The following is a 22,809-nucleotide window of genomic DNA, read 5'->3' on the forward strand; positions in this document are numbered from 1 at the left end:
CGGCGCCCAGATCGCCACGTCCACCCTGCGCAGCGGATCAGGTGAGCAGCGTGCGGGTGCCCTCCGGGTCGCGTCGGGTATGCCGCGCGCGTCCAGGTGCTCGAGCAGCGCGATCGTCACCCGCCGGCTGACACCAAGGGCTTCGCGCGCCGCGCTCGTCGTCCATGGCTGCGGCAGGTCGGCGAGCGCCCTCAGGGCCCGGGCCGGGGCGTCCGGGCCGAGCAGCACCTCGCCCGGCAGCCGGAGCAGCGCACCGCGCGCGCTCGCGGTCGCGATCTCCCGCCGTCCCACGCCCAGGACCTCGATCTCGGGCCGGGTGGGGGCGTCCAACGGGTCGTCGGCGAGCCGCCCCAGGAGCGCGGCCAGGCCCGGCGGGTCGCCCGGGAGCGCCCCCGAGGTCGTCGTGGGTCCGGGGCTGCTGCCGGGCGAGGGCCCTACGCGGTCGTCGCGGACCACCAGGCTCGCGCGTGCCGCGACCGCCTCCAGCACGAGCCGGTCGGGCACCCCGACCTGGCGGCGCAGGGTCGCCAAGGTGGTGCCGAGCGGCAGCCAGGGGTCGAGCGGGTCCGCGGCCGCCCGGTCAGCCACCAGCGTGGTCAGCGCCCCCACCCACAGGTCGGCGGTCGCCGCAGCGACGCGGCGGCCGCCCAGCTCCACGCCGGTGACTGCGCTCGTCGCCACGGCGTCCGTCCCCCGCGTCGGCGCGCGGTCCGCACCCCGTGACGCTCCGCCCGACGTGTCCGCGCCCGGAGATCCGCGCAGAGCCGCCGCCCGCCGCCGGGCGGCGCCGCTGCGCCGCAGCGGCGGGGCCACCGGGTCGAGCACCTCCGCCCCGACGATCGCCCCCTCGCGGCCCGGGTCCCGCAGGATGAGGCGGTCGCCCAGCACGAGCGGCAGCGGGAGCTCGGTGTGCAGCCGGGCGTGGTGCCCGTCGAGGGTGCGCAGCCTGCCGGGCACGGAGACCGTCCCGGCGTGCACCGTCACCTGGGCGGGCAGGGCATCGACGCCGTCGTCGAGCAGCACGTCGCTGGTGTCCGTGCGCCACCACGGCCGCTTCGCGCCCAGCAGCGACTGTCCCCGACCGACGTCGGACAGGTCCACCCCGCGCAGGTTGAGCGCGACCCGCGCCGCGCCCTCCACGCGCCCGACGTCCTCACCCAGGGTCTGGACCCCGCGCACCACCACCTCGCGGGGCCGCGACCCGTCGGGCGGGGTCAGCAGCAACCGGTCCTGCGCCGCGACCGTCCCCGCGGGCAGGGTCCCCGTGACGACGGTGCCGGCGCCGCGGACGGTGAAGGCACGGTCGATCCAGAACCGGACCGGCGCGTCGGCGGGCGGAGCGGGCATCCCCGCCGCGCAGGAGTCCAGCAGCTCGCGCAGCTCGACCAGACCGGCGCCGGTGCGGGCCGACACGGAGGTCGCCGGGATGCCCGCGAGGCTCGTCCCCACGAGCCGCTCCCGCGCCTGCCCCAGCGCGACGGTCGGGTCGGCGAGATCCGCACGGGTCACCGCGAGCACCCCGTGCCGCAGCCGCAGCGCGTGCGCGGCACGCAGGTGCTCCTCCGACTGCGCGCTCCAGCCGCCGTCGGCGGCGACGACGAGCAGGACCGCGGCCACCGGCCCCAGACCGCTGAGCATGTTGCCGATGAAGCGGCGGTGACCGGGCACGTCGACGAAGGCCAGGGCGCCGGAGCGGGGGAGCGCGGTCCAGGCATACCCCAGGTCGAGGGTGAGGCCGCGGCGGCGCTCCGCCTCCCAGCGGTCCGGCTCCATGCCGGTCAGCGCGCGGACCAGGGTTGACTTGCCGTGGTCGACATGACCCGCGGTGGCGACGACGGTCATCGCCCGGGCTGCGCCGCGCGGGCGGCGGCGACCACGGCCCGCACGAGCACGTCGTCCTGCTCGGTCGGCACGCACCGCGGGTCGAGCAGGCAGACCCCGTCGTGCACCCGCGGGAGCACCACCGGGCGCCCGGCCCGCAGCGGGGCCGCCAGCGGCTCGGGCACGGCGACCGCCCAGCCGGCCAACGGTATGCCTGGCGCGCCACCACCGCCCACGCGCCCGTCGTGCGGGACCACCTCGGCGGTGATCCCGTGGTCGCGCAGCGCGGCGGCGAGACGCTCGGCACGCTCGCGCAGCTGCCCGTCCCGGGCCCGGCGGGCCAGCGTCACCGGCGTGGTGGCACGCTCGCGCACCGTCGCGGCGAGCGCGGCGAGGGTGAGCTTGTCGACACGCAGCGCGCGCGCCATCGGGTGGCGGCGCAGCCGGGCCACCAGGTCGGCCCGGCCCAGGACGACCCCGGCCTGCGGGCCGCCGAGGAGCTTGTCGGCGCTCGCGGTGACCAGCCCGGCCCCGGCGCGCAGCGTGGTGCGGGCATCCGGCTCCTCGGGCAGGTCGACGTCCGGCTCGAGCAGGCCGCTGCCGAGGTCCACGACCAGCGGCCGCTGCCGGGCGTCGGCGAGCCCGGCCAGGTCGGCCACGGGGACGCTGCTCACGAAGCCCTCCACCCGGAAGTTGCTGGGGTGCACCTTGAGCAGCGCGCCGACGTCCGCGCCGGTCCGGTCCAGGGCCTGCTCGTAGTCGCGCAGGTGGGTGCGGTTGGTGGTGCCGACCTCGCGCAGCCGTGCCCCGCCGGACTCGACGAGGTCGGGCAGCCGGAAGCCGTCGCCGATCTCGATCATCTCGCCCCGGCTCACGACCACCTCGCGACCGGCGGCGAGCGCGGTGGTGGCCAGCAGCAGCGCGGCCGCGCCGTTGCCCACGACGAGCGCGTCCTGCGCCTCGGGCACCGCGGCGAGCAGCGCCTCGAGAGTCCCTGCCCCTCGCCGCCCGCGGCGCGGTGGTGAGGTCGAGCTCGACGTCGGTGTAGCCCGCCGCGTCGACGAGGGCCGCCCGGGCCGCCTCGCTCAGCGGTGCACGACCGAGGTTGGTGTGCACGACGACACCGGTGGCGTTGAGGACCGGCCGCGTCCCCGGGCCCGGGTCGAGCGCCGCCAGCTGCGCCGCGACGGTCCGTACGACCGCGCCCGGGTCGAGGTCACCGGCACGGGCACGTCGCTGCACGTCGGCGACGAGCGGCACCGCCCTGTCACGTCCCACCTCGGCCACGTGCGGGGAGACGGCGGGGTCGCGCAGCACCGCGTCGGTGGAGGGTATGCCGCGGCGCGGGTCGACCACCCGCCTCACCCCGCCAGCGTCCGCCGCAGGTGGCGATACCACTCGCTGGTGAAGACGTCGCCCGGGTCGTGCTCGTGCTTCTTCTTCAGGAAGGCGGGCAGCCGCGGGTGGGCGGCGAGCAGCTGCTCCCGGGTCGCCCAGCGGTGGTAGGTGAGGTAGAACGACCCGCCGCGCTCCAGCGCCCGGTCGATGATGCGGCGGAAGTCGTCGGCGGCCTTGGTGATCCCCGCCTCGTCGTGCTGGACGTGCAGGTTGACGATGATGCAGGCGCGCAGCCCCTGCGCCCACGGCAGGAAGCTCTCCTCGTCGAGCTCGATGAGCCGCACGGTGCCGTAGATGCACTCGACCTCGTGCGCCCGGAAGTCCTCGCGGCAGGCCCGCATGAAGGAGCTCAGCTCGGTGCGTGGCACGTAGACCTCGGTGATCATCTCGCTGGCCGGCGGGCCGTCGAGCGAGTCGTGGTAGCCGTCGACGTAGACCCCGAGCTGCTGCCGGTCGGAGCGGTAGACCTGCCCGTCGGTGCCCAGGTAGTGCTCGGAGTAGAGGTCGAAGGCCCGGGCCTTGTCGGTGTGCGCGAGGGTCAGCAGCTGCTGCCACCGCTGCGCCGTGAGCTCGCGAGGGTCCGCGGTGAGCGGGACGTCGTCGGGCACGGGGGCATACGCCGCGAGCACCCCGCGGTCCAGGAAGCCCGGGGCGGCCGGGTCGGTCATGAACTGGAAGTCGCCGTAGGTGTAGCCGCGACCGAGGCGCTCCTCGAAGGAGGTCTCGATCTCCTGCAGGTCGACGACCTCGACGTCCCGGCGCAGGTGCTGGCGCCGCACGAGCCGCAGCGTCACCTCGGTGATCACCCCGAAGAGGCCGTAGCCGCCGATGGCCAGCGCGAACAGGTCGTAGTCCTCCTCCCGCGAGCAGTGCCGCACCTCGCCGTCGGCGTCCACGAGGACGAAGGACTCGACGTCGTCGACGAAGGGGCGGAAGCGCAGGCCGCGACCGTGCACGTTGGCCGACAGCGCCCCACCGAGGCTCAGCCGGTCGGCGCCGGTCTGTTTCTGCCGGAAGGTCAGGGGTGTGTCGAGCCCCGCCGACCGGCGCTCCAGCTCGGCCACCAGCGCGGGCCACTGGATCCCCGCCCCGACCGTCAGCAGGCGACGCTCCGGGTCGAAGGAGCGCACCCCGGTGAGCCGGGAAAGGTCGAGCTGCACGGCGTCGGCGCCGAACTGCTGGCCGCCCATGGCGTGCCGCCCGCCGCACACCGAGACCGGCAGGCCCCGGTCCCGGGCCGCGCGCACGGCGTCGACCACCTCGGCGGTCGAGGTCGGCTCCAGCAGGGTGCGCACCCGGGTGGCGTTGAGCCGGGAGTGCAAGTCGTTGAGGGTCACGGGCTGGTCCGGCACCGGCATACGGCTTCTCCTTCCGCGAGGTCCCCCTCGAGCCCGAGCGGGTCGAGGTAGCGCGTGCGCAGGTCGGCGCCGTCGAGGATCTCCTCGACCTCCAGCCCGAGCGGGGCGGCGAATCCGGGGACCGCGTCGACGGGCAGTCCCCAGGTGAAGGGCTCGTGCTGGCGGTCCAGCCAGGTGTCGACCCACCCACCGGCGCGGTGGAAGCGCAGCCGACCGGCGTCGTCCGGGTGCACGAAGGTCCAGAGCACCTGCGAACCGGTCGGGAGCTGCGCGCAGGCGCCCAGGACGTCCCGCACCGCCTCCTCGGTGAGATACATGCTCACGCCCTCGAGCACGACGACGGTGCGCAGCACCCGGTCGAGCTCGTCGACGTCCCGCAGCGAGCGGGTGGACAGGTCGACCGGGAGCAGCCGGAGGTTCGCCGGTATGCCCTTGCCCAGCGCCCGCCGCTTGACCGCCTGGGTGGCCGGGTGGTCCACCTCGACGCACCGGACGTGGGGGAGGTCGCTGGCGACCCGGGTGGCGAGCGTGTCCAGCCCGACGCCGAGGACGAGGAGCTGCTCGGCCCCCTCGGCGACGGCGGGGAGCAGGTCGCGCTCGCGCGGTCGGCGGGAGAGGAAGACGGTGCTGAGCGCCACGAGGAGGGCGGTGCTGCTGGTGCGACCCTGCTGCACGGCCACCACCCCCTCGCGGCGTCGATGTCGCGGGGCAGCCTAGCAAGGCGGGAGGAGCGGAGGCGGACAGGAATCGAACCTGCCAACGACGACGAGTCGCCGTTCCGCGGGGTTGAAACCCGGGGGGCCCACCAGGAACCCTGACACCTCCCTCGCAGACCTGTTGCCTGCGCACCCTCGGTGAGGAGGGGAGCGCCCCCGGCAGGATTCGAACCTGCGCACCCGCCTCCGGAGGGCGGTGCTCTATCCCCTGAGCTACGGGGGCAACAGCCGACCACTCTAGCAGCGCCCGTGGGGTGGCCGAAATCCCGGTTCAGGCCCGGCATACCGCGCCCCTAGACTGGTGCGGGTGACCCCTGAACAGCTCGCTGCAGCGATCCATGCCGTGCTGACCGAGGCCGTCGGCACCGGCGACCTGGCCCTCGCCGAGGCCGACCTGCCGGCCGTCGGGGAGCTGCGCGTGGAGCGGCCGCGCAGCCGCGAGCACGGGGACTGGGCGAGCAACGTCGCGATGCAGCTGGCCAAGCGCGCGGGTATGCCCCCGCGCCGGCTCGCCGAGATCGTCGCCGGGCGGCTGCAGCGCGTCGACGGGGTCGCGGCGGTCGACGTCGCCGGGCCGGGCTTCCTCAACATCACGCTGGACGCCGCGAGCGCGGGTGAGCTGGCCCGAGGCATCGTCGAGGCGGGTGAGGCCTACGGACGGGGAGAGACCTTCGCGGGGGAGCGCATCAACCTGGAGTTCGTGTCCGCCAACCCGACCGGGCCGATCCACCTCGGAGGCACCCGGTGGGCCGCGGTCGGGGACGCGCTCGGCCGGGTGCTGGAGGCCAGCGGCGCGGAGGTGACGCGGGAGTACTACTTCAACGACCACGGCGCGCAGATCGACCGTTTCGCCCGGTCTCTCCTCGCCGCGGCCCGGAAGGAGCAGGCCCCCGAGGACGGCTACGCCGGTGCCTACATCGACGACATCGCCGCCGAGGTCGTCCGGCAGCACCCTGAGGTGCTCGAGCAGGACGAGGCGCAGGCCCAGGAGACCTTCCGGCAGGCCGGCGTCGCGCTGATGTTCGACGAGATCAAGGCCTCGCTGGAGCACTTCGGGGTGAACTTCGACGTCTTCTTCCACGAGAACTCGCTGCACGAGTCCGGGGCGGTCGAGCGGGCCGTCCAGCGGCTGCAGCAGCAGGGGGAGATGTTCGAGCAGGACGGCGCCCTGTGGTTGCGCACGACCGCGCACGGTGACGACAGGGACCGGGTCGTCATCAGGAGCGACGGACGACCCGCCTACATCTCCGGGGATCTCGCCTACTACCTCGACAAGCGGGAACGCGGCTGCGACCGCGCCATCATCATGCTCGGCGCCGACCACCACGGCTACGTCCAGCGGATGATGGCGATGTGTGCGGCCTTCGGCGACGAGCCGGGGGTCAACCTCGAGATCCTCATCGGCCAGCTGGTCAACCTCGTCAAGGACGGGCGGCCCGTCCGGATGTCCAAGCGTGCGGGCACCGTCGTCGTCCTCGAGGACCTCGTCGGGGCGGTCGGCGTGGACGCCGCGCGCTACGCGCTGACCCGGAGCTCGTCGGACACCAGCATCGACATCGACCTGGACCTGCTGGCCCGCCGGACCAATGACAACCCCGTCTTCTACGTGCAGTACGCCCACGCCCGTACCTGCAACGTCGCCCGGCTCGCCGGCGAGGACGGGGTGCGTCGCGAGGACGGCTTCGACCCGGCGCTGCTGGACCACCCGACCGAGTCGGTCCTCCTTGCAGCGCTCGGGGACTTCCCCCGGGTCGTGGCGCAGGCGGCCCAGCTGCGCGAGCCGCACCGGGTGGCGCGCTACCTCGAGGACCTCGCGGGCCACTTCCACAAGTGGTACGACGAGTGCCGCGTCCGGCCGATGAGCGCCGACGAGGAGATCACCGACCTGCACCGCACCCGCCTGTGGCTGAACGACGCCACCCGGCAGGTCCTCGCCAACGGGCTCACGCTTCTCGGCGTCACCGCGCCCGAGCGGATGTGAGCCGGGGCGCTGCCCGGCTGCGCTCGCACGCACCGTGACCGACCCGTCCCCGACCCCTGGAGCACCCACGTGTCCTCGTCCACCTCGACCTCCGCGACCTCGTCAGGGTCCTTGCCGCTGCGCGTCGCCCTGCTCGGCGGCGGGACCGTCGGCGCGGCCGTCGCCCGCGCCTGCTGCAGCACCCCGACCGGTATGCCGCCCGCCTGGGCCGCCCGGTGGAGCTGCGGGGCGTTGCGGTGCGCGACACCCGGCGGGAGCGGGAGGGCATACCCTCCGCGCTGCTGACCGACGACCCCGGCACCCTGGCCGAGCGCGCCGACGTGGTCGTCGAGGTGATGGGTGGCCTGAAGCCCGCCGGTGAGCTGATCGGTGGCGCGCTGCGCCGCGGCGTCCAGGTGGTCACGGCCAACAAGCAGCTCATCGCGCGTGAGGGCGTGGAGCTGCACGCGCTGGCGCAGCAGCACGGCGGCGGGCTGCACCTCGAGGCGGCGGTCATGGCCGCGGTGCCGGTGATGTCGGTGGTGCGTGAGGCCCTGGCCGGGGACGAGATCACCCGCATCCGGGGCATCGTCAACGGCTCGACCAACTACGTCCTCGACCTCGTCGCCCGGGAGGGGGTCCCCTTCGCCGACGCCGTGCGCCAGGCCGGTGAGCTGGGCTACCTCGAGGCCGACCCCACCGAGGACCTGGAGGGACTCGACGCCGCGGCCAAGATCGCCATCCTCGCCCGGACCGCCTGGGGTGTGCCCGCGCCGCTGGACGAGGTCGACGTCACCGGGATCTCGGGGCTGACCGACGCCGACTTCGCCGCGGCCGCCGAGCAGGGCGGGGTGCTCAAGCTGGTCGCGACCGCCGAGCGGGTCCCGGGGGGCCGGGTGCGCACCACGGTGCGCCCCGAGGTGCTCCCGGCCGCCGACCCGCTCGCCCAGGCCCGCGGCGGCACCAACGTCGTCGAGCTGGACGCCGCCCTGGCCGGACCGGTGCGGCTCGTCGGGGCCGGAGCCGGCGGGGACGAGACCGCCTCCGCCGTGCTCGCGGACATCGTGCGGGCCGGCCTCGCGGTCGCGGGCTCGTGACCGGTCGGTCCGGTATGGATCGGCGCGCCGTGCGTGTTATCTTGAGGGCGTCTCGTGACACACGCCGACCGGTTCTGGCCGGCTCCGAGGCACCTCACACGCACGGGCCTTGCGACCATCAGTGACGTGTCCTGATCCGTAGGCCGCACTCCGGTCCAATCCCGTGCGAGACCGACCGTGGTGCCGTCCACGCGCACCACGACACCTCAGACCCCGACACGGCACAGGCCGAGGGGGAAGGAATCCCACGTGACTGAGATCACCGACGCCGGCGCGACCCGCACGGGCGCGCTGAGCACCCTGCGCCTGGCCGAGCTGCAGCAGCTCGCGTCCGGCATGGGCATCACCGTGAACCCCAAGATGCGCAAGGCCGACCTCGTGTCCGCCATCCGGGAGCGGCGTGGGGGCGCTGCCTCCAGCAACGGTGCGGCGCGTCCGGAGGCCGGCCAGGACCGGTCCGCCGACGACACCCGTCCGTCGCAGGAGCGGCCGGCCGTGCAGGACGGCGGCGCCACGGGTCTGGAGGCCGCGCTCGACCGCGCCCAGGCCGAGCGGGAGGAGACCGGCGCCGCGGGCGGCGGGTCCCGCACCCGCCGCAGCCGCCGGGGCGGGTCCTCCTCGGGTGCGCCGCGCTCGGCGCAGGAGCGCGGGCAGGAGCAGGCCCAGGACCAGGTTGGCGCCACGCAGGCCGAGGAGCGCGGGGACCAGCGCCGTGACGACCGCGCCGGCGGGTCGGCAGACCGCCAGGGCGAGCAGCGCGACCGGCAGCAGGGGCAGCGCGACCGCCAGGGCGACGGCGGCCAGCAGTCCCGCCAGGGCGACCAGGGCGGGCAGTCCCGCCGCGACCAGGGGCAGCACGGCGACAGCCAGGGCCAGCGGGCCCAGGGCGAGAACGACCGTGACGGCTGGGACGACGACGAGGGCGGCCGCCGCGGGCGCCGTCGCAACCGCAACCGCAACCGCGACCGCAAGCGGGGGCGCGGCGGTCAGCAGGGTGGTGGCGGCGGAGGCCAGCAGGAGGCCGAGAGCTACACCGAGGAGGACGTGCTCGTCCCCGTCGGCGGTGTCGTCGACCTGCTCGACAGCTACGCCTTCATCCGCACCACCGGCTACCTGCCCGGCCCGACCGACATCTACGTGCCGATGGGCATGGTCAAGCGCCACGGTCTGCGCAAGGGTGACGCGGTCACCGGAGCGATCAAGGCACCGCAGGAGGGCAGCGACGCCGGGCAGCACACCGTGTCCTCGACCGGCAACAAGCGGGACAAGGGCAAGTTCAGCGCGCTCGTGCGGCTGGACAGCATCAACGGCCAGGAGGCGGAGCAGGCGCGCCGCCGGCCGGAGTTCTCCAGCCTCACCCCGCTCTACCCGCAGCAGCGGCTGCGGCTCGAGACCGAGCAGAAGAACCTCACCACCCGTATCATCGACCTGGTCGCCCCCATCGGCAAGGGCCAGCGCGGACTGCTGGTGGCGCCGGCCAAGGCGGGCAAGACCCTGATCCTGCAGGCCATCGCCAACGCGATCACCACGAACAACCCCGAGGTCCACCTCATGGTCGTCCTCGTGGACGAGCGCCCGGAGGAGGTCACGGACATGCAGCGTGCGGTCAAGGGCGAGGTCATCTCCTCGACCTTCGACCGCCCGGCCAGCGACCACACGACGGTCGCCGAGCTGGCGATCGAGCGGGCCAAGCGCCTGGTCGAGATGGGGGGCGACGTGGTGGTGCTCCTGGACTCCATCACCCGCCTGGGCCGGGCTTACAACCTGGCGGCCCCGGCCTCGGGCCGCATCCTGTCCGGAGGTGTCGACTCCGCCGCGCTCTACCCGCCGAAGAAGTTCTTCGGCGCCGCGCGCAACATCGAGAACGGCGGCTCGCTGACCATCCTGGCGACCGCGCTCGTGGAGACCGGCTCCAAGATGGACGAGGTGATCTTCGAGGAGTTCAAGGGCACCGGCAACATGGAGCTCAAGCTCGACCGCCAGCTGGCCAACCGCCGGATCTTCCCGGCGGTCGACATCAACGCCTCCGGCACGCGGCGCGAGGAGATCCTCATGAGCTCGGAGGAGCTCAAGATCATGTGGAAGCTGCGCCGGGTCCTGGCGGCGCTCGACCAGCAGCAGGGAATCGAACTGCTCATCGACCGGTTGAAGAAGACGAAGCACAACTACGAGTTCCTCACCCAGGTCCAGCAGACCAGCTCGGTCCGGCTGGACGACGAGGACTGAGCGGTCCGCCGGACCGTCCAGATCACGTAGACTGATCCGCTGGCCCACCGGTTCACGTCCGCGCAGCCGCGCGGGCGACCCGGGGACACACGCCATCCCGAGGAGAGACATGCAGAAGGACATCCACCCGGAGTACGTCGAGACCCAGGTCACCTGCACCTGCGGCGCGTCGTTCACCACCCGGAGCACCGCCACGTCCGGCCGCATCAACGCCGACGTCTGCTCCAACTGCCACCCGTTCTACACGGGCAAGCAGAAGATCCTGGACACCGGCGGCCGCGTGGCCCGCTTCCAGGAGCGCTACGGCAAGAAGGCCGCCAGCTAGGACCCGTGCAGCGCCGGTCCCGCGAGATGCTCGCGGGGCCGGCGTTCGCCGTTCCCGGCGATCTGGACCGACGTCACCCAGGAGGACACGGTGTTCGACTCCGCCCGACCGCTGCTCGAGGAGCACGCGGACATCGAGCGGCAGCTCGCCGACCCCGCGGTGCACGGAGACCCCTCGGCGCTGCGGCGGCTGAACAAGAGGTATGCCGCCCTCGGGCCGGTCGTCGCGGCATACCGGTCCTGGGAGGCGGCGACCGGTGACCTCGAGGCTGCGCGCGAGCTGGCGCAGGAGGACCCGGCCTTCGCGGCCGAGCTGCCCGACCTGGAGCAGGCGGCCGGCGACGCGGCGGAGCACCTGCGGCGCCAGCTCGTGCCGCGCGACCCGGACGACGACCGCGACGTGATCCTTGAGGTCAAGGCCGGGGAGGGCGGCGAGGAGTCCGCACTCTTCGCCGCGGACCTCATGCGCATGTACCTGCGTTACGCCGAGCGGCGGGGCTGGCGGACCGAGATGCTCGACGCCACCCCCTCGGACCTCGGTGGCTACAAGGAGGCCCGAGTGTCGGTGGCGGCGCCGGGCACGCCGCAGCCGGGAGACGCGCCGTGGGCCCGGCTGAAGTACGAGGGCGGCGTCCACCGGGTGCAGCGGGTGCCGGTCACCGAGAGCCAGGGTCGGGTGCACACCTCGGCGGCCGGGGTGCTCGTCATGCCCGAGATCGAGGACCCGGCCGAGGTCGACCTCGACCCGCACGACCTCAAGATCGACGTCTTCCGCTCCTCCGGACCCGGCGGGCAGTCGGTCAACACCACCGACTCGGCCGTCCGGATCACGCACCTGCCGACCGGCCTCGTCGTCTCCTGCCAGAACGAGAAGAGCCAGCTGCAGAACAAGGAGTCGGCCCTGCGCGTGCTCCGCGCGCGCCTGCACCAGGTCGCGGTGGAGGAGGCCGAGGCGGCGGCCAGCCAGGCCCGGCGCAGCCAGGTGCGGACCGTGGACCGCAGCGAGCGCATCCGCACCTACAACTTCGGCGAGAACCGGATCGCCGACCACCGCACCGGCTTCAAGGCCTACAACCTGGACCAGGTGCTCGACGGCGACCTCGACCCGGTGGTGCAGTCCGCCGTGGACGCGGACGAGGCGGCGCGGCTGGACGCCGTCGGCCGGCGGTGACCGTCGACGAGCTGGTCCGCGCCGCCACCCGGCGGCTGGCCGGCGCGGGGGTGCCGAGCCCGGGGGTCGACGCCGAGCTGCTGCTCGCGCACGCGCTCGGGCAGGACGTCTCCCAGGTCCGGCGTGGCCGGGTGCTGCGCGAGAGCGTCGGGGCGCAGGCGCACGCCCGCTTCCTCGAGCTGGTGGTCCGACGCGCGGAGCGGGAGCCGCTCCAGCACCTCACCGGCACCGCGCACTTCCACGGGCTGGACCTGGGCGTGGGGCCGGGGGTCTTCGTCCCGCGTCCCGAGACCGAGACGCTGGTCGACCTCGCGCTGCGGCACCTGCCACCGCTGCGGGAGCCGGTCGTCGTCGACCTGTGCACCGGCAGCGGGGCGGTCGCACTCGCGATCGCCGTGGCCCGACCGGACGCCCGGGTGGGCGCCGTGGAGCTGGCTCCCGAGGCATACCGTTATGCCCGCGCCAACGTCGCCGCGCTCGGTGCCGACGTCGACCTGCGGCTGGGGGAGGCGCAGGAGGCCTTCGCCGACCTGCTGGGCCGGGTCGACGTCGTGGTGAGTAACCCGCCCTACATCCCGCCGGACGCCGTGCCGGTCGACGTCGAGGTGCGCGAGCACGACCCGGGGCTGGCGCTCTACGGCGGTGGGGCCGACGGGCTCGAGGTCCCGGCGCAGGTGGCGGCCCGTGCCTGGGACCTGCTGCGTCCGTCCGGCGCCCTCCTCATGGAGCACGCCGACGTCCAGGGTGACGCCGTGGTCGAGCTGCTCACGGGGGCGGGCTGGGAGTCGGTGCTCGACCACGAGGACCTCACCGGGCGTCCCCGGGTGGTGAGGGCAACGCGTCCCGCCCGCTGAGGCACGGTCCCTGCACGAAGTCGACCTTGGGCTCCGTCGCCATCGCGGCGAGATTCAGGGTCGAATTCCGGTGGGTCAGAAGCTGAAGGTCAGAAACTGACGATCAGAAGATGAAGATCAGCAGGGCGATGATGAGCAGGATGCCCACGATGGTCCAGATGAGGTTGCTTCCACGCATACGGTCCACGTCCTTCAAATCGGGCGGGCGCCGGGTGGCCGCCCGCGTCGGGAATGCTCCAGCCAACTGCCGCCTGCTGACCCCTGCAAGTCGAAGCGCCCCGGCCCGGTCGTGGGAAGATGGTTCGGCTCCACGTCCCTGCCCGATCCCGGAGGCCCCATGTCCGCCACGCCGCTGCAGGACCGCCTGCTCGACTGCACCGCGGAGCAGCGTGAGGCTTCCCTCTCGCGTGCTGCCGAGGTGGTCCGCGAGGGCAAGGTCGTGGTCCTGCCGACCGACACGGTCTACGGCGTCGGGGCGGATGCCTTCGATGTCGTCGCGGTGGCCATGGTCCTGGCGGCCAAGCACCGCGGGCGGGAGATGCCCCCACCCGTGCTGGTGCCGAACCCGCGCACGGTGGACGGCCTGGCGACCGACCTGCCGATGTATGCCCGCATCCTCATGCGGCAGTTCTGGCCCGGCCCGCTCACCCTCGTGCTGCGCGCCCAGCCGTCGCTGCAGTGGGACCTGGGCGAGACCAACGGCACCGTCGCCCTGCGCATGCCGGACGACGAGATCGCCCTGACGCTGCTGGCGGAGGTCGGGCCGCTCGCGGTCACGAGCGCGAACGTCACCGGCCGGCCAGCCGCCACGACCGCGCAGGAGGCGCTGGACCAGCTCGGGGGCGCGGTCGCGGCCTACCTCGACGGTGGGCCGCGGACCGGCGGTGAACCGTCGACGATCGTGGACTGCACCGGTGAGGAGCCGGTGGTGCTGCGGCGGGGAGCGCTGGGTGCCGAGGACCTCCGGGCCGTGCTCGGCACCACCGTCCTGCACGACTCACCGGAGGCCGCAGGCCGCGCGCAGGCCGGCGGGGACCCGTCGCAGGCAGCGCCCGACGCTGCCGCCGGGGGAGCGAGCGAGGACCAGGCCGCGCTGGTCGGCTCGATCACGCCCAGCGGTGTCGTGGCGGTGCGGGACGCGGTGCGCACCATCCCGGCGCCCTCCTCCGCGGCGTCCTCGTCCCCGGGGTCTACCGGCCACCCCCTAGAGTGAGGCCCATGACGACCCGTGTGAGTCCGGACACCTACTACGGCCCCTCGTTCTCCGCGCTGCTGGAGCAGGACCCGGACATCGCCGGGCTCCTCGTCTCCGAGCTGGACCGGCAGCGGGCCGGGATCCAGCTCATCGCCAGCGAGAACCAGACGAGCCCGGCGGTCCTCGCCGCCCTCGGGTCCACGCTGTCCAACAAGTACGCCGAGGCTACCCGGACGCCCGCTACTACGGCGGGTGCGCCGAGGTCGACACGGTGGAGAAGCTCGCGATCGAGCGGGCCAAGGAGCTCTTCGGCGCCGACCACGCCAACGTGCAGCCGCACTCCGGGGCGAGCGCCAACCAGGCGGTCTACGGCGCCTTCGCCTCCCCGGGGGACACCATCCTGGCCATGTCCCTGGACCACGGCGGGCACCTCACGCACGGCTTCAAGGTGAGCTTCTCGGGCAAGTGGTTCAACGCCGTGCACTACGGCGTCGCCCAGGACACCGAGGACATCGACTACGACCAGGTCGAGGCGCTGGCCAAGGAGCACCGGCCCAAGATCATCCTCGCGGGCGGCTCGGCGATCCCGCGGCTCATCGACTTCGAGCGATTCCGCGCGATCGCGACGAGGTCGGCGCGATCTTCTGGGTGGACGCCGCCCACTTCATCGGGCTGGTCGCCGGCAAGGTCATCCCGTCGCCGGTGCCCCACGCCGACATCGTGTCGTTCACGACGCACAAGGTGCTGCGCGGTCCGCGCGGCGGGGCGATCGTCTGCAAGGAGGAGCACGCCACGAAGATCGACCGCGCGGTCTTCCCCATGATGCAGGGTGGCCCGCTCATGCACGGTGTCGCCGGCAAGGCGGTCAACTTCGCCGAGTGCATGACCCCGGCCTACCAGGCCTATGCCCAGCAGGTGCTCGACAACGCCGCCGCGCTGGCGGGTGCGCTCGACGCCCGCGACATCCGTCCCATCACGGGAGGGACCGACACCCACCTGTCCCTGCACGACCTGCGCGGCGTCGGGGTCACCGGCCGGGACGCCGAGGCCCGCTGCGACGCCGCGGGGATCGTGCTCAACAAGAACGCCATCCCGTTCGACCCGGAGAAGCCCAACGTGGCCTCGGGCATCCGGGTGGGCAGCCCCTCGGTCACCACGCAGGGCATGGGCACCGAGCAGATGGGCACCATCGCCGACCTCATCCACCGGGCCGTCACCGAGACCGACGGCGACCCGGAGCACCCGGTGGCCCGGGAGATCCGGGCCCAGGTCGGCGAGCTCGTGACGTCCTACCCCGCCTACCCCGAGCCCGCCGCGGGCTGACTCGGGACGGGGCCGCGCGGCACACCGCCGTCGCGAGCCGCCGAGAGGGGAGAGGCGCCGGTGCGCGAGTTCATGATGGTGCTGCTGACGGCAGCGATCGTGACCTACCTGGCCACCCCCCTGGCCCGCCGCCTCGCCCTGCGCGTGGGCGCCATCACGGCGGTGCGCGACCGCGACGTCCACTCGGTGCCGATCCCGCGGCTCGGCGGAGTCGCCATGCTGCTGGGCTTCGCGGCGGCGGTGCTGCTCGGCTCCCAGCTGCCCTACCACGGGCAGCTCTTCGAGGCGACGCCCCGACTCTTCGGCGTGCTGGCGGCCGCGGTCCTCATCACCGCGCTCGGGGCCATGGACGACATCCGCGAGCTGGACTGGCTGACCAAGCTCGCTGGCCAGATCCTCGCCGGCGGGATCATGGCCTTCTACGGCGTGCAGCTGGAGTCGCTGCCGATCCTGGGCGTCACGGTCCTCCCCGAGCCGGTCATGGTGACGTTGACCGTCCTGGTGGTCGTCATCTCCACCAACGCGGTGAACTTCATCGACGGGCTGGACGGACTGGCGGCCGGCATCGTCCTCATCTCGGCCGCCGCGTTCTTCGGCTGGACCTACCTGGCGAGCCGCAACTTCGACCCGCCCAACGTCTTCTCCGAGGCCACCTTCATCAGCGCCGCGCTGGTCGGCGTCTGCCTGGGCTTCCTCCCCCACAACTTCCATCCCGCCCGGCTCTTCATGGGGGACGCCGGCGCGCTGCTGCTCGGCCTGCTGCTGGCAGCCGCGACGATCTCGATGACGGGGTCCGTGGATCCGAGCTCCTCGGTCGCCAGCGTGTCCGCGGCTACCGCCATCCTGCTCCCGATACTCATGCCGCTGGCCATCCTCGCGCTGCCTTTCCTCGACATGGTCCTGGCCGTGCTGCGCCGCACGCGCGCCGGGCAGCTGCCGTGGAAGCCAGACCGGGGCCACCTGCACCACCGGATGCTCGACATCGGGCACAGCCACCGGCGGGCGGTGATCCTGCTCTACCTCTGGGCGCTGCTCGTCGCGGCTGGCAGCGTCTCCTTCGCCTACCTGCCGTTCTGGGTGTCCCTGGTCGGCATCCTCGGGCTGCTGGTGCTGGCGGTCGGCCTGACCCTGCGCTCCGCCCCCGAGGCGGTGACGGATGGCTCGCGTCCGTAGGGCCGTGACCAGCGGGTTCGTCGCGTCGTCGGTGCTTGTGATAACTTTCACAAGCACCGACGACCCCGCCTCAGACCCGGAGCCGTGACGCCATGACCTCGACACCCGCCGCGACCGCCAGCCGCCCGGCTGCGCGGACGATGCTGGTGGCCGGCCTGGCCGGAAGCCTTCCGCTGGTCGTCGTGGTCCCGTTGCTCGCCTGGGCCGCAGCAGGGGAGTGGGCCGGGGTGTCGGCCCTGATCGGGGCGGTGCTGTCGGTCGTCGTCTTCGCCCTCGGGGTGGTGGGGATCAGGGGCGTCCTCGCCGGCCCGACGGCCAGCACCATGGCCGGCGCCTTCGCGGTCTTCGTGGTGCAGATGGCCGCGCTGGCCGGGGTCATCTGGGCGCTGGGGCAGACGGCCTGGCTGGTCATCGTCCCGCTGGTGGTGGCCTTCGTGCTGGTCGGGCTCGTCTTCCAGGTCGGGCTGGTCGTGGGATACCTGCGGTCCCGCTCCGAGCTGGACCTCCCGACGGTGGCGAGGACCTCGTGAGGACCCCGTCGCCGCACGGCGGTCACGAGCCGGAGGTCGAGGGTATGAGCGCCCAGACCGACCTCGCCACCGGCGCCATCGCCTACCTGCTCGCCGGGCCGGCCGGTTTCGGCCTCGTCGGCCTCGGGCTGGACCGGTGGCTCGGCACCGTCTTCCTGCTGCCCGTGGGCGTGGTGGTCGGCATGGTGGCGTCGATGTACGTCATCTGGCTCAGGTACGGTAGGTCATGACGCCGGTGCCCGGGCCAGTCCCTGCCCGCCCGCAGGGCCCGATGTCCCCGAACAACTGTGTGGAGGAGAACGCGTGAGTGCGACCTTGACGGCCGCTGGCCTCGCCCTGCCGATGGCGGGGGACGACAGCCACTTCCCGCCCACGCCGGGAGACTTTTGGCAGCCGATGTTCGCCATCCCGGGCACGGACTACTACTTCACCCGGCCCATGGCTCTGGTCGCCATCGCCACGGTCGTCCTCATGGTCTGGCTATGGATGACCACCCGGCGCGCCGCCATCGTCCCCGGCAAGGGGCAGTGGATCACCGAGCAGGTCTACAACTTCGCGCGCAACGGCATCGCGCGGGACATGATCGGCAGCAAGGACTTCATGCCCTTCGTGCCGTTCCTCTTCTCGCTCTTCGTCTTCATCCTCCTCAACAACCTCTTCGGCATCATCCCGCCGTTCCAGAACCCGGCCATGGCGCGGATCGGCTTCCCTATCGGCCTGACGCTGCTGGTCTACGTCGTCTACCACTGGGTGGGGTTGCGCAAGGCCGGGAGCGTGATGGCCTACCTGGGCGGCATGCTGCCGAGCGGGCTGCCGGGCTGGATCAAGCCCTTCATCCTCTTCCTCGAGCTCATCACCTTCTTCATCACCCGGCCGCTCACGTTGGCGCTGCGACTCTTCGGCAACATGTTCGCCGGACACATGTTGCTCGTGGTCTTCATCGTCGGAGGGTGGTACCTCTTCAAGACCTACGAGCCGGGCCTGATGTTGGTGGCCCTCCCGGCCTGGGGGCTTGGCCTGCTGCTCACCGTCTTCGAGGGGCTGATCCAGTTCCTGCAGGCCTACGTCTTCACCCTGCTCGCCGCCTCCTACATCGGCGGCGCGCTCGCGGACGAGCACTGAGCCCGTCCCGCTGCCCGACCACCACAACTGAATACGCACTAGAAGCCTCCGGAGCCCTGCGGGCGCCGGGACCTCAACAGAAAGAGAAACTGACGTGACTGGTGACATCACCCTGCTCGGCTACGGCGTGTCCACGATCGGCCCGGCCATCGCCGTGGGTCTGATCTTCGCCGCCTACATCAACGGCGTCGCTCGCCAGCCCGAGGCGCAGGGCAAGCTGCAGCCGATCGCCATCCTCGGCTTCGCGCTGGCCGAGGCGCTGGCCATCTTCGGCCTGGTGCTCTTCTTCATCGCCTACTTCACCGGCTGATCACCCGCCCCACCCGACACCCGTCCGCCGACCGGTCCCCCCGGTGACGGACACGCACACGTGAGGAGCCGCTCGTGGACTACACCACGATCGTTGCGGGCGCGCTGAGGGCCGCGGCCGAGGAGGACGCCGCCGAGCCCATGGGCGCCGGCGAGAACGCCATCCCGATCCTGCCCTACGTGCCGGAGCTGATCTTCGGCCTGATCGCCTTCGCCATCCTGTTCTTCTTCGTGAGGAGCAAGATCGTCCCGAACCTGGAGAAGGCCTACGCCGACCGGACGTCCGCGATCGAGGGCGGCATGGAGCGTGCCGAGAAGGCGGAGGCCGAGGCCGCCGCCGCCAAGCGGAAGTACGAGGAGCAGCTCGGCGACGCCCGGGCCGAGGCCGCGCACATCCGTGAGAAGGCCAAGGAGCAGGGCGCGCAGATCATCGCCGAGATGCGCGAGCAGGCGGGCGTCGAGGCCGCGCGCATCACCGAGACCGCGCACAAGCAGGTCGAGGCCGAGCGCCAGCAGGCCATGGTCCAGCTGCGGGGCGAGGTCGGACAGATCTCGACCGCCCTGGCGAGCAAGATCGTCGGGGAGTCCCTCGACGACGAGGCGCGCCAGCGCAGCATCGTCGACCGCTTCCTCGCCGACCTCGACTCCGGCGCCATCGCCCCGGAGAAGGCCGGCGCGGGCGACGAGGCACGCTGATGGACAGCGCCTACCGCCGCTCCATGCACGGGGCCCGAGAGGGCCTGCAGGAGGTGCTGCAGCACGACGGCGGCGCGATCGACACCAGCCGCCTGGGGGAGGAGCTGTGGGCCGTCGCCCGTCTCGTCGACAGCAACGCCGTCCTGGCCCGCACCCTGGCCGACCCCTCGCGCGAGGGGTCGGAGCGCGCCGCGATCGCGCAGCGGCTGCTGAGCGGCAAGATCGGTGACGGGGCGCTGCACGCCGCGAAGGCCACGGTGTCCCAGCGCTGGTCCGGCGTGACCGACCTGGCGACCGCGCTCGAGCGGGTCAGCGTCGAGGCGCAGCTCGTGCACGCCCAGCGGGCCGGTCGGTTGGACCAGGTGGAGGACGAGCTCTTCCGCTTCAGCCGCATCGTGGAGTCCACCCCCGACCTGCAGTCGGCCCTGGGCGACCGGCGCGCGCCGGTCGAGGCCAAGCGCTCGCTCGTCGGGCGGCTGCTGTCGGTCAAGGCCGCGCCGGAGACCGTGACGCTCGTGGAGCAGGCCGCGGTCGGTGTCCGTGGGTCCCGTGTCGAGCGCACGCTCACGGCATACATCGAGCAGGCCGCCGAGCTCCAGGACCAGGTGACGGCGGTCGTCACCACCGCGGTGCCGCTGCGGCCCGATCAGGAGGAGTCGCTGCGCTCCACCCTGAGCCGGCAGTACGGCCGCGCGGTCCGCACCAACGTGGTCATCGATCCCGGTGTCGTCGGTGGCATCCGGGTGGAGATCGGCGACGAGGTCATCGACGGCACCGTGAGCCACCGGCTCGACCAGGCCAGACGCCTCATGACCGGCTGACCGCACCCACCGACAGACGACGACAGACCCCACAGCACCGGCCCACCCACAAGCCCGGGCCACGACGAGGAGAAGACACATGACGGAGCTTTCGATCCGTCCCGAGGAGATCCGGGACGCCCTGGACCAGTTCGTCCAGTCCTACGAGCCGGGCACGGCCTCCCGCGAAGAGGTCGGCCGGGTGGTCGACGCCGGTGACGGCATCGCCCACGTCGAGGGCCTGCCCTCGGTGATGACCAACGAGCTGCTCGAGTTCGCCGACGGCACGCTCGGGCTGGCGCTCAACCTCGACGTGCACGAGGTCGGCGTCATCGTCCTCGGCGACTTCTCCGGGATCGAGGAGGGCCAGGACGTCCGCCGCACCGGTGAGGTGCTCTCGGTGCCCGTCGGCGACGGCTACCTGGGCCGCGTCGTCAACCCCCTGGGCCAGCCGATCGACGGCCTGGGCGACATCGAGACCGAGGGCCGCCGCGCGCTGGAGCTGCAGGCTCCCGGCGTCATGGCTCGCAAGTCGGTGCACGAGCCGCTGCAGACCGGCATCAAGGCGATCGACTCGATGATCCCGATCGGCCGCGGCCAGCGGCAGCTCATCATCGGCGACCGCCAGACCGGCAAGACCACGGTGGCGATCGACACGATCCTCAACCAGAAAACCAACTGGGAGTCCGGCGACCCGGACAAGCAGGTGCGCTGCATCTACGTCGCGATCGGCCAGAAGGGCTCGACCATCGCCTCGGTGCGCGGCACGCTGGAGGAGAACGGCGCGCTGGACTACACCACCGTGGTGGCCGCGCCCGCCTCGGACGCCGCCGGCTTCAAGTACCTCGCGCCCTACACCGGCTCGGCCATCGGCCAGCACTGGATGTATCAGGGCAAGCACGTCCTCATCGTCTTCGACGACCTGTCCAAGCAGGCCGAGGCCTACCGCGCCGTGTCGCTGCTGCTGCGCCGTCCGCCGGGCCGCGAGGCCTACCCGGGCGACGTCTTCTACCTGCACTCGCGGCTGCTCGAGCGTTGCGCCAAGCTCTCGGACGAGATGGGTGCGGGCTCGATGACCGGGCTGCCGATCATCGAGACCAAGGCCGGTGACGTGTCGGCCTACATCCCCACCAACGTCATCTCCATCACCGACGGCCAGATCTACCTGCAGGCGGACCTGTTCAACTCCAACGTCCGTCCGGCGATCGACGTGGGTGTCTCGGTCTCCCGCGTCGGCGGCGCCGCGCAGATCAAGGCGATGAAGTCGGTCTCCGGCCGGCTCAAGGTCGACCTGGCGCAGTTCCGGGAGATGGAGGCCTTCGCGATGTTCGCCTCCGACCTCGACGAGGCGTCGAAGGCCCAGCTGGAGCGCGGTGCCCGCATGGTCGAGATCCTCAAGCAGCCGCAGTCCTCGCCGGTCTCGGTCGAGGAGCAGGTGGCGATCATCTGGGCCGGCACCAACGGCCACATCGACGAGGTGCCCGTGAGCGACGTGCGCCGGTTCGAGACCGAGTGGGTCGAGTTCCTGCGCCGCGAGCACGACGGCCTGCTGGACGGCGTGCGCGAGACCGGCAAGCTCGGGGACGACACCGAGCAGGCGCTGGCCGACGCCATGTCGGCCTTCCAGTCCGAGTTCACCCCGGACGACAGCGCCGAGGTCGGTCTCGGCTCCGCCGAGGAGGACCCGGCCGAGGCCATGGACGATGACGAGGTCGGCCAGGAGCAGCTGACCGTCCAGCGCAGCTGACGCGCCGGGCATACCAGCTGACCGAACGACCACCATCGAAGACGAGAGAGGCGAGATATGGGAGCGCAGCAGCGGGAGTACCGCCAGCGCAGCCGGTCCGTCCAGTCGACCAAGAAGATCACCCGCGCGATGGAGCTCATCGCGGCCTCCCGGGTGGTCAAGGCCCGGCAGCGGGTCGCGGAGACGACGCCGTACGCCCGGGCGATCACCCACGCGGCGTCGGCCGTGGCCACCCACGCCGACGTCGACCACCCGCTCACCACACAGCGGGAGGCGCCGAAGCGGGCGGGGGTGCTGGTCATCACCTCCGACCGCGGCCTCGCCGGGGCCTACGCCGCCAACGTGCTCAAGCGCAGCGAGCAGCTGCGTGAGCTGGTGCAGGACTCCGGCATGGAGTTCGTGCCCTACCTGACCGGGCGCAAGGCGGAGTCCTACTACAACTTCCGCAGCCGCCCGTTCGAGGACTCCTGGAGCGGCTTCTCGGACTCCCCGACGTTCGACGTCGCGCAGGAGATCTCCGAGCGGCTGATCGGCGAGTTCGTCAAGGGTTCGCAGGAGGGTGGCTTCGACGAGCTGCACCTCGTCTACACCCGGTTCGTCAACATGGTGACCCAGGAGGTGCAGGTCACCCGCCTGCTGCCGCTGGAGGTCGTGGAGGACGCGGCGCCGAAGACCCCGGAGAACGGCTTCCCGCTCTACGATTTCGAGCCGGACGCCGCCGAGGTGCTCGACGCGCTCCTGCCGCGCTACATCACCTCCCGGGTCTGGAACGCGCTGCTCCAGTCCGCAGCCTCCGAGCTCGCCGCCCGCCAGCGGGCGATGAAGTCGGCGACGGACAACGCCGAGGAGCTCATCAAGACCTACACGCGTCTTGCCAACCAGGCCCGCCAGGCCGAGATCACCCAAGAGATCAGCGAAATCGTGGGCGGCGCGAGCGCCCTCGCCGACGCCAAGTGAGAGGAAGCACGCAGCCATGACTGCCACCACCG

At 72.7% G+C, this 22,809-nt stretch carries 19 protein-coding genes, 2 tRNA genes and 3 pseudogenes; 17 read left to right on the plus strand and 7 right to left on the minus strand.

All coding sequences use genetic code 11. The annotated features are described in order from the left end of the window. Positions 1–90 precede the first annotated feature (90 nt). From BJF80_RS17380 to BJF80_RS00390, 6 genes and pseudogenes are all read right to left on the minus strand, one after another. Positions 91–1,842 (minus strand): annotated as a pseudogene (locus tag BJF80_RS17380) (SelB domain-containing protein); the annotation flags it as partial. Beyond that, positions 1,839–3,219 (minus strand): annotated as a pseudogene (gene selA, locus BJF80_RS00375) (L-seryl-tRNA(Sec) selenium transferase). The pseudogenes selA and BJF80_RS17380, both read right to left, overlap by 4 nt. Continuing rightward, positions 3,183–4,577 carry an FAD-binding oxidoreductase gene (locus BJF80_RS00380; RefSeq protein WP_075810784.1) on the minus strand — a complete coding sequence of 465 codons (1,395 nt, stop codon included), beginning with the start codon at positions 4,575–4,577 and terminating at the stop codon, positions 3,183–3,185. The pseudogene selA and the gene BJF80_RS00380 overlap by 37 nt, the downstream one beginning before the upstream one ends. After that, the gene (locus BJF80_RS00385; protein ID WP_158068447.1) at positions 4,553–5,251 is read right to left on the minus strand and encodes a class I SAM-dependent methyltransferase; all 699 of its coding nucleotides are present in this window, start codon (positions 5,249–5,251) and stop codon (positions 4,553–4,555) included. The genes BJF80_RS00380 and BJF80_RS00385 overlap by 25 nt, the downstream gene beginning before the upstream one ends. 57 nt (positions 5,252–5,308) lie before the next feature. After that, positions 5,309–5,402 (minus strand) — tRNA-Sec (locus BJF80_RS18640). Between the two features lie 42 nt (positions 5,403–5,444). Continuing rightward, positions 5,445–5,516, minus strand: a tRNA-Arg gene (locus BJF80_RS00390). A gap of 84 nt (positions 5,517–5,600) precedes the next feature. On the opposite strand from BJF80_RS00390, the gene argS reads away from it, so the two are divergent. The 6 genes from argS to prmC all read left to right on the plus strand — a co-directional run bounded on the left by argS (position 5,601) and on the right by prmC (position 12,925). Next, entirely contained in the window at positions 5,601–7,274 is a 1,674-nt protein-coding gene (argS, locus tag BJF80_RS00395; protein WP_075810786.1) for an arginine--tRNA ligase, read from the plus strand. A gap of 173 nt (positions 7,275–7,447) precedes the next feature. Next, positions 7,448–8,350, plus strand: a complete 903-nt coding sequence (locus BJF80_RS00400; RefSeq protein WP_269087358.1) for a homoserine dehydrogenase family protein — start codon at positions 7,448–7,450, stop codon at positions 8,348–8,350. A 249-nt stretch (positions 8,351–8,599) separates the two neighbouring features. Next, a complete protein-coding gene (gene rho, locus BJF80_RS00405) occupies positions 8,600–10,576 on the plus strand; it encodes a transcription termination factor Rho (RefSeq protein ID WP_075810788.1) in 1,977 nt (658 codons plus the stop codon). A 109-nt stretch (positions 10,577–10,685) separates the two neighbouring features. Continuing rightward, positions 10,686–10,901 (plus strand): 50S ribosomal protein L31, encoded by a 216-nt coding sequence (rpmE, locus tag BJF80_RS00410; RefSeq protein ID WP_075810789.1) that lies wholly within the window; start codon positions 10,686–10,688, stop codon positions 10,899–10,901. Between the two features lie 90 nt (positions 10,902–10,991). Beyond that, a complete protein-coding gene (prfA, locus tag BJF80_RS00415; RefSeq protein WP_075810790.1) occupies positions 10,992–12,071 on the plus strand; it encodes a peptide chain release factor 1 in 1,080 nt (359 codons plus the stop codon). Next, positions 12,068–12,925: a peptide chain release factor N(5)-glutamine methyltransferase gene (gene prmC / locus BJF80_RS00420; protein WP_075810791.1), complete on the plus strand. Its 858-nt coding sequence runs from the start codon at positions 12,068–12,070 to the stop codon at positions 12,923–12,925. The genes prfA and prmC overlap by 4 nt, the downstream gene beginning before the upstream one ends. Positions 12,926–13,028: 103 nt before the next feature. Here the strand turns inward: prmC and BJF80_RS18645 are convergent, their stop codons facing one another. Beyond that, positions 13,029–13,169, minus strand: coding sequence for a hypothetical protein (locus BJF80_RS18645; protein WP_158068448.1), 141 nt, complete (start codon positions 13,167–13,169; stop codon positions 13,029–13,031). Positions 13,170–13,262: 93 nt separating this feature from the next. Here BJF80_RS18645 and BJF80_RS00425 point away from each other — a divergent pair, with 93 nt between their 5' ends. The 11 genes and pseudogenes from BJF80_RS00425 to BJF80_RS00475 all read left to right on the plus strand — a co-directional run bounded on the left by BJF80_RS00425 (position 13,263) and on the right by BJF80_RS00475 (position 22,777). After that, positions 13,263–14,138, plus strand: a complete 876-nt coding sequence (locus BJF80_RS00425) for an L-threonylcarbamoyladenylate synthase (protein ID WP_075810792.1) — start codon at positions 13,263–13,265, stop codon at positions 14,136–14,138. A gap of 5 nt (positions 14,139–14,143) precedes the next feature. Beyond that, a pseudogene (gene glyA / locus BJF80_RS00430) lies at positions 14,144–15,443 on the plus strand (serine hydroxymethyltransferase). A 60-nt stretch (positions 15,444–15,503) separates the two neighbouring features. After that, positions 15,504–16,616 carry a glycosyltransferase family 4 protein gene (locus BJF80_RS00435; protein ID WP_075810793.1) on the plus strand — a complete coding sequence of 371 codons (1,113 nt, stop codon included), beginning with the start codon at positions 15,504–15,506 and terminating at the stop codon, positions 16,614–16,616. Between the two features lie 92 nt (positions 16,617–16,708). Beyond that, positions 16,709–17,146, plus strand: a complete 438-nt coding sequence (locus BJF80_RS00440) for a hypothetical protein (protein WP_075810794.1) — start codon at positions 16,709–16,711, stop codon at positions 17,144–17,146. Positions 17,147–17,190: 44 nt separating this feature from the next. Next, positions 17,191–17,376 carry a hypothetical protein gene (locus BJF80_RS00445; protein ID WP_075810811.1) on the plus strand — a complete coding sequence of 62 codons (186 nt, stop codon included), beginning with the start codon at positions 17,191–17,193 and terminating at the stop codon, positions 17,374–17,376. 73 nt (positions 17,377–17,449) lie between these two features. Next, positions 17,450–18,268 (plus strand): F0F1 ATP synthase subunit A, encoded by an 819-nt coding sequence (atpB, locus tag BJF80_RS00450; RefSeq protein ID WP_237767357.1) that lies wholly within the window; start codon positions 17,450–17,452, stop codon positions 18,266–18,268. A gap of 94 nt (positions 18,269–18,362) precedes the next feature. Then, positions 18,363–18,578 (plus strand): ATP synthase F0 subunit c, encoded by a 216-nt coding sequence (locus BJF80_RS00455; RefSeq protein ID WP_075810795.1) that lies wholly within the window; start codon positions 18,363–18,365, stop codon positions 18,576–18,578. A gap of 140 nt (positions 18,579–18,718) precedes the next feature. Beyond that, positions 18,719–19,273 carry a F0F1 ATP synthase subunit B gene (locus tag BJF80_RS00460; RefSeq protein WP_075810813.1) on the plus strand — a complete coding sequence of 185 codons (555 nt, stop codon included), beginning with the start codon at positions 18,719–18,721 and terminating at the stop codon, positions 19,271–19,273. Beyond that, positions 19,273–20,094, plus strand: coding sequence for a F0F1 ATP synthase subunit delta (locus tag BJF80_RS00465; RefSeq protein WP_075810796.1), 822 nt, complete (start codon positions 19,273–19,275; stop codon positions 20,092–20,094). The genes BJF80_RS00460 and BJF80_RS00465 overlap by 1 nt, the downstream gene beginning before the upstream one ends. 79 nt (positions 20,095–20,173) lie before the next feature. Then, positions 20,174–21,820, plus strand: coding sequence for a F0F1 ATP synthase subunit alpha (gene atpA / locus BJF80_RS00470; RefSeq protein ID WP_075810797.1), 1,647 nt, complete (start codon positions 20,174–20,176; stop codon positions 21,818–21,820). A gap of 57 nt (positions 21,821–21,877) precedes the next feature. Then, entirely contained in the window at positions 21,878–22,777 is a 900-nt protein-coding gene (locus BJF80_RS00475; protein ID WP_075810798.1) for a F0F1 ATP synthase subunit gamma, read from the plus strand. Positions 22,778–22,809: the final 32 nt, after the last annotated feature.

Origin of the sequence: Serinicoccus sp. CUA-874, assembly GCF_001942225.1 — a bacterium.
GTDB lineage: Bacteria > Actinomycetota > Actinomycetes > Actinomycetales > Dermatophilaceae > Ornithinicoccus > Ornithinicoccus marinus.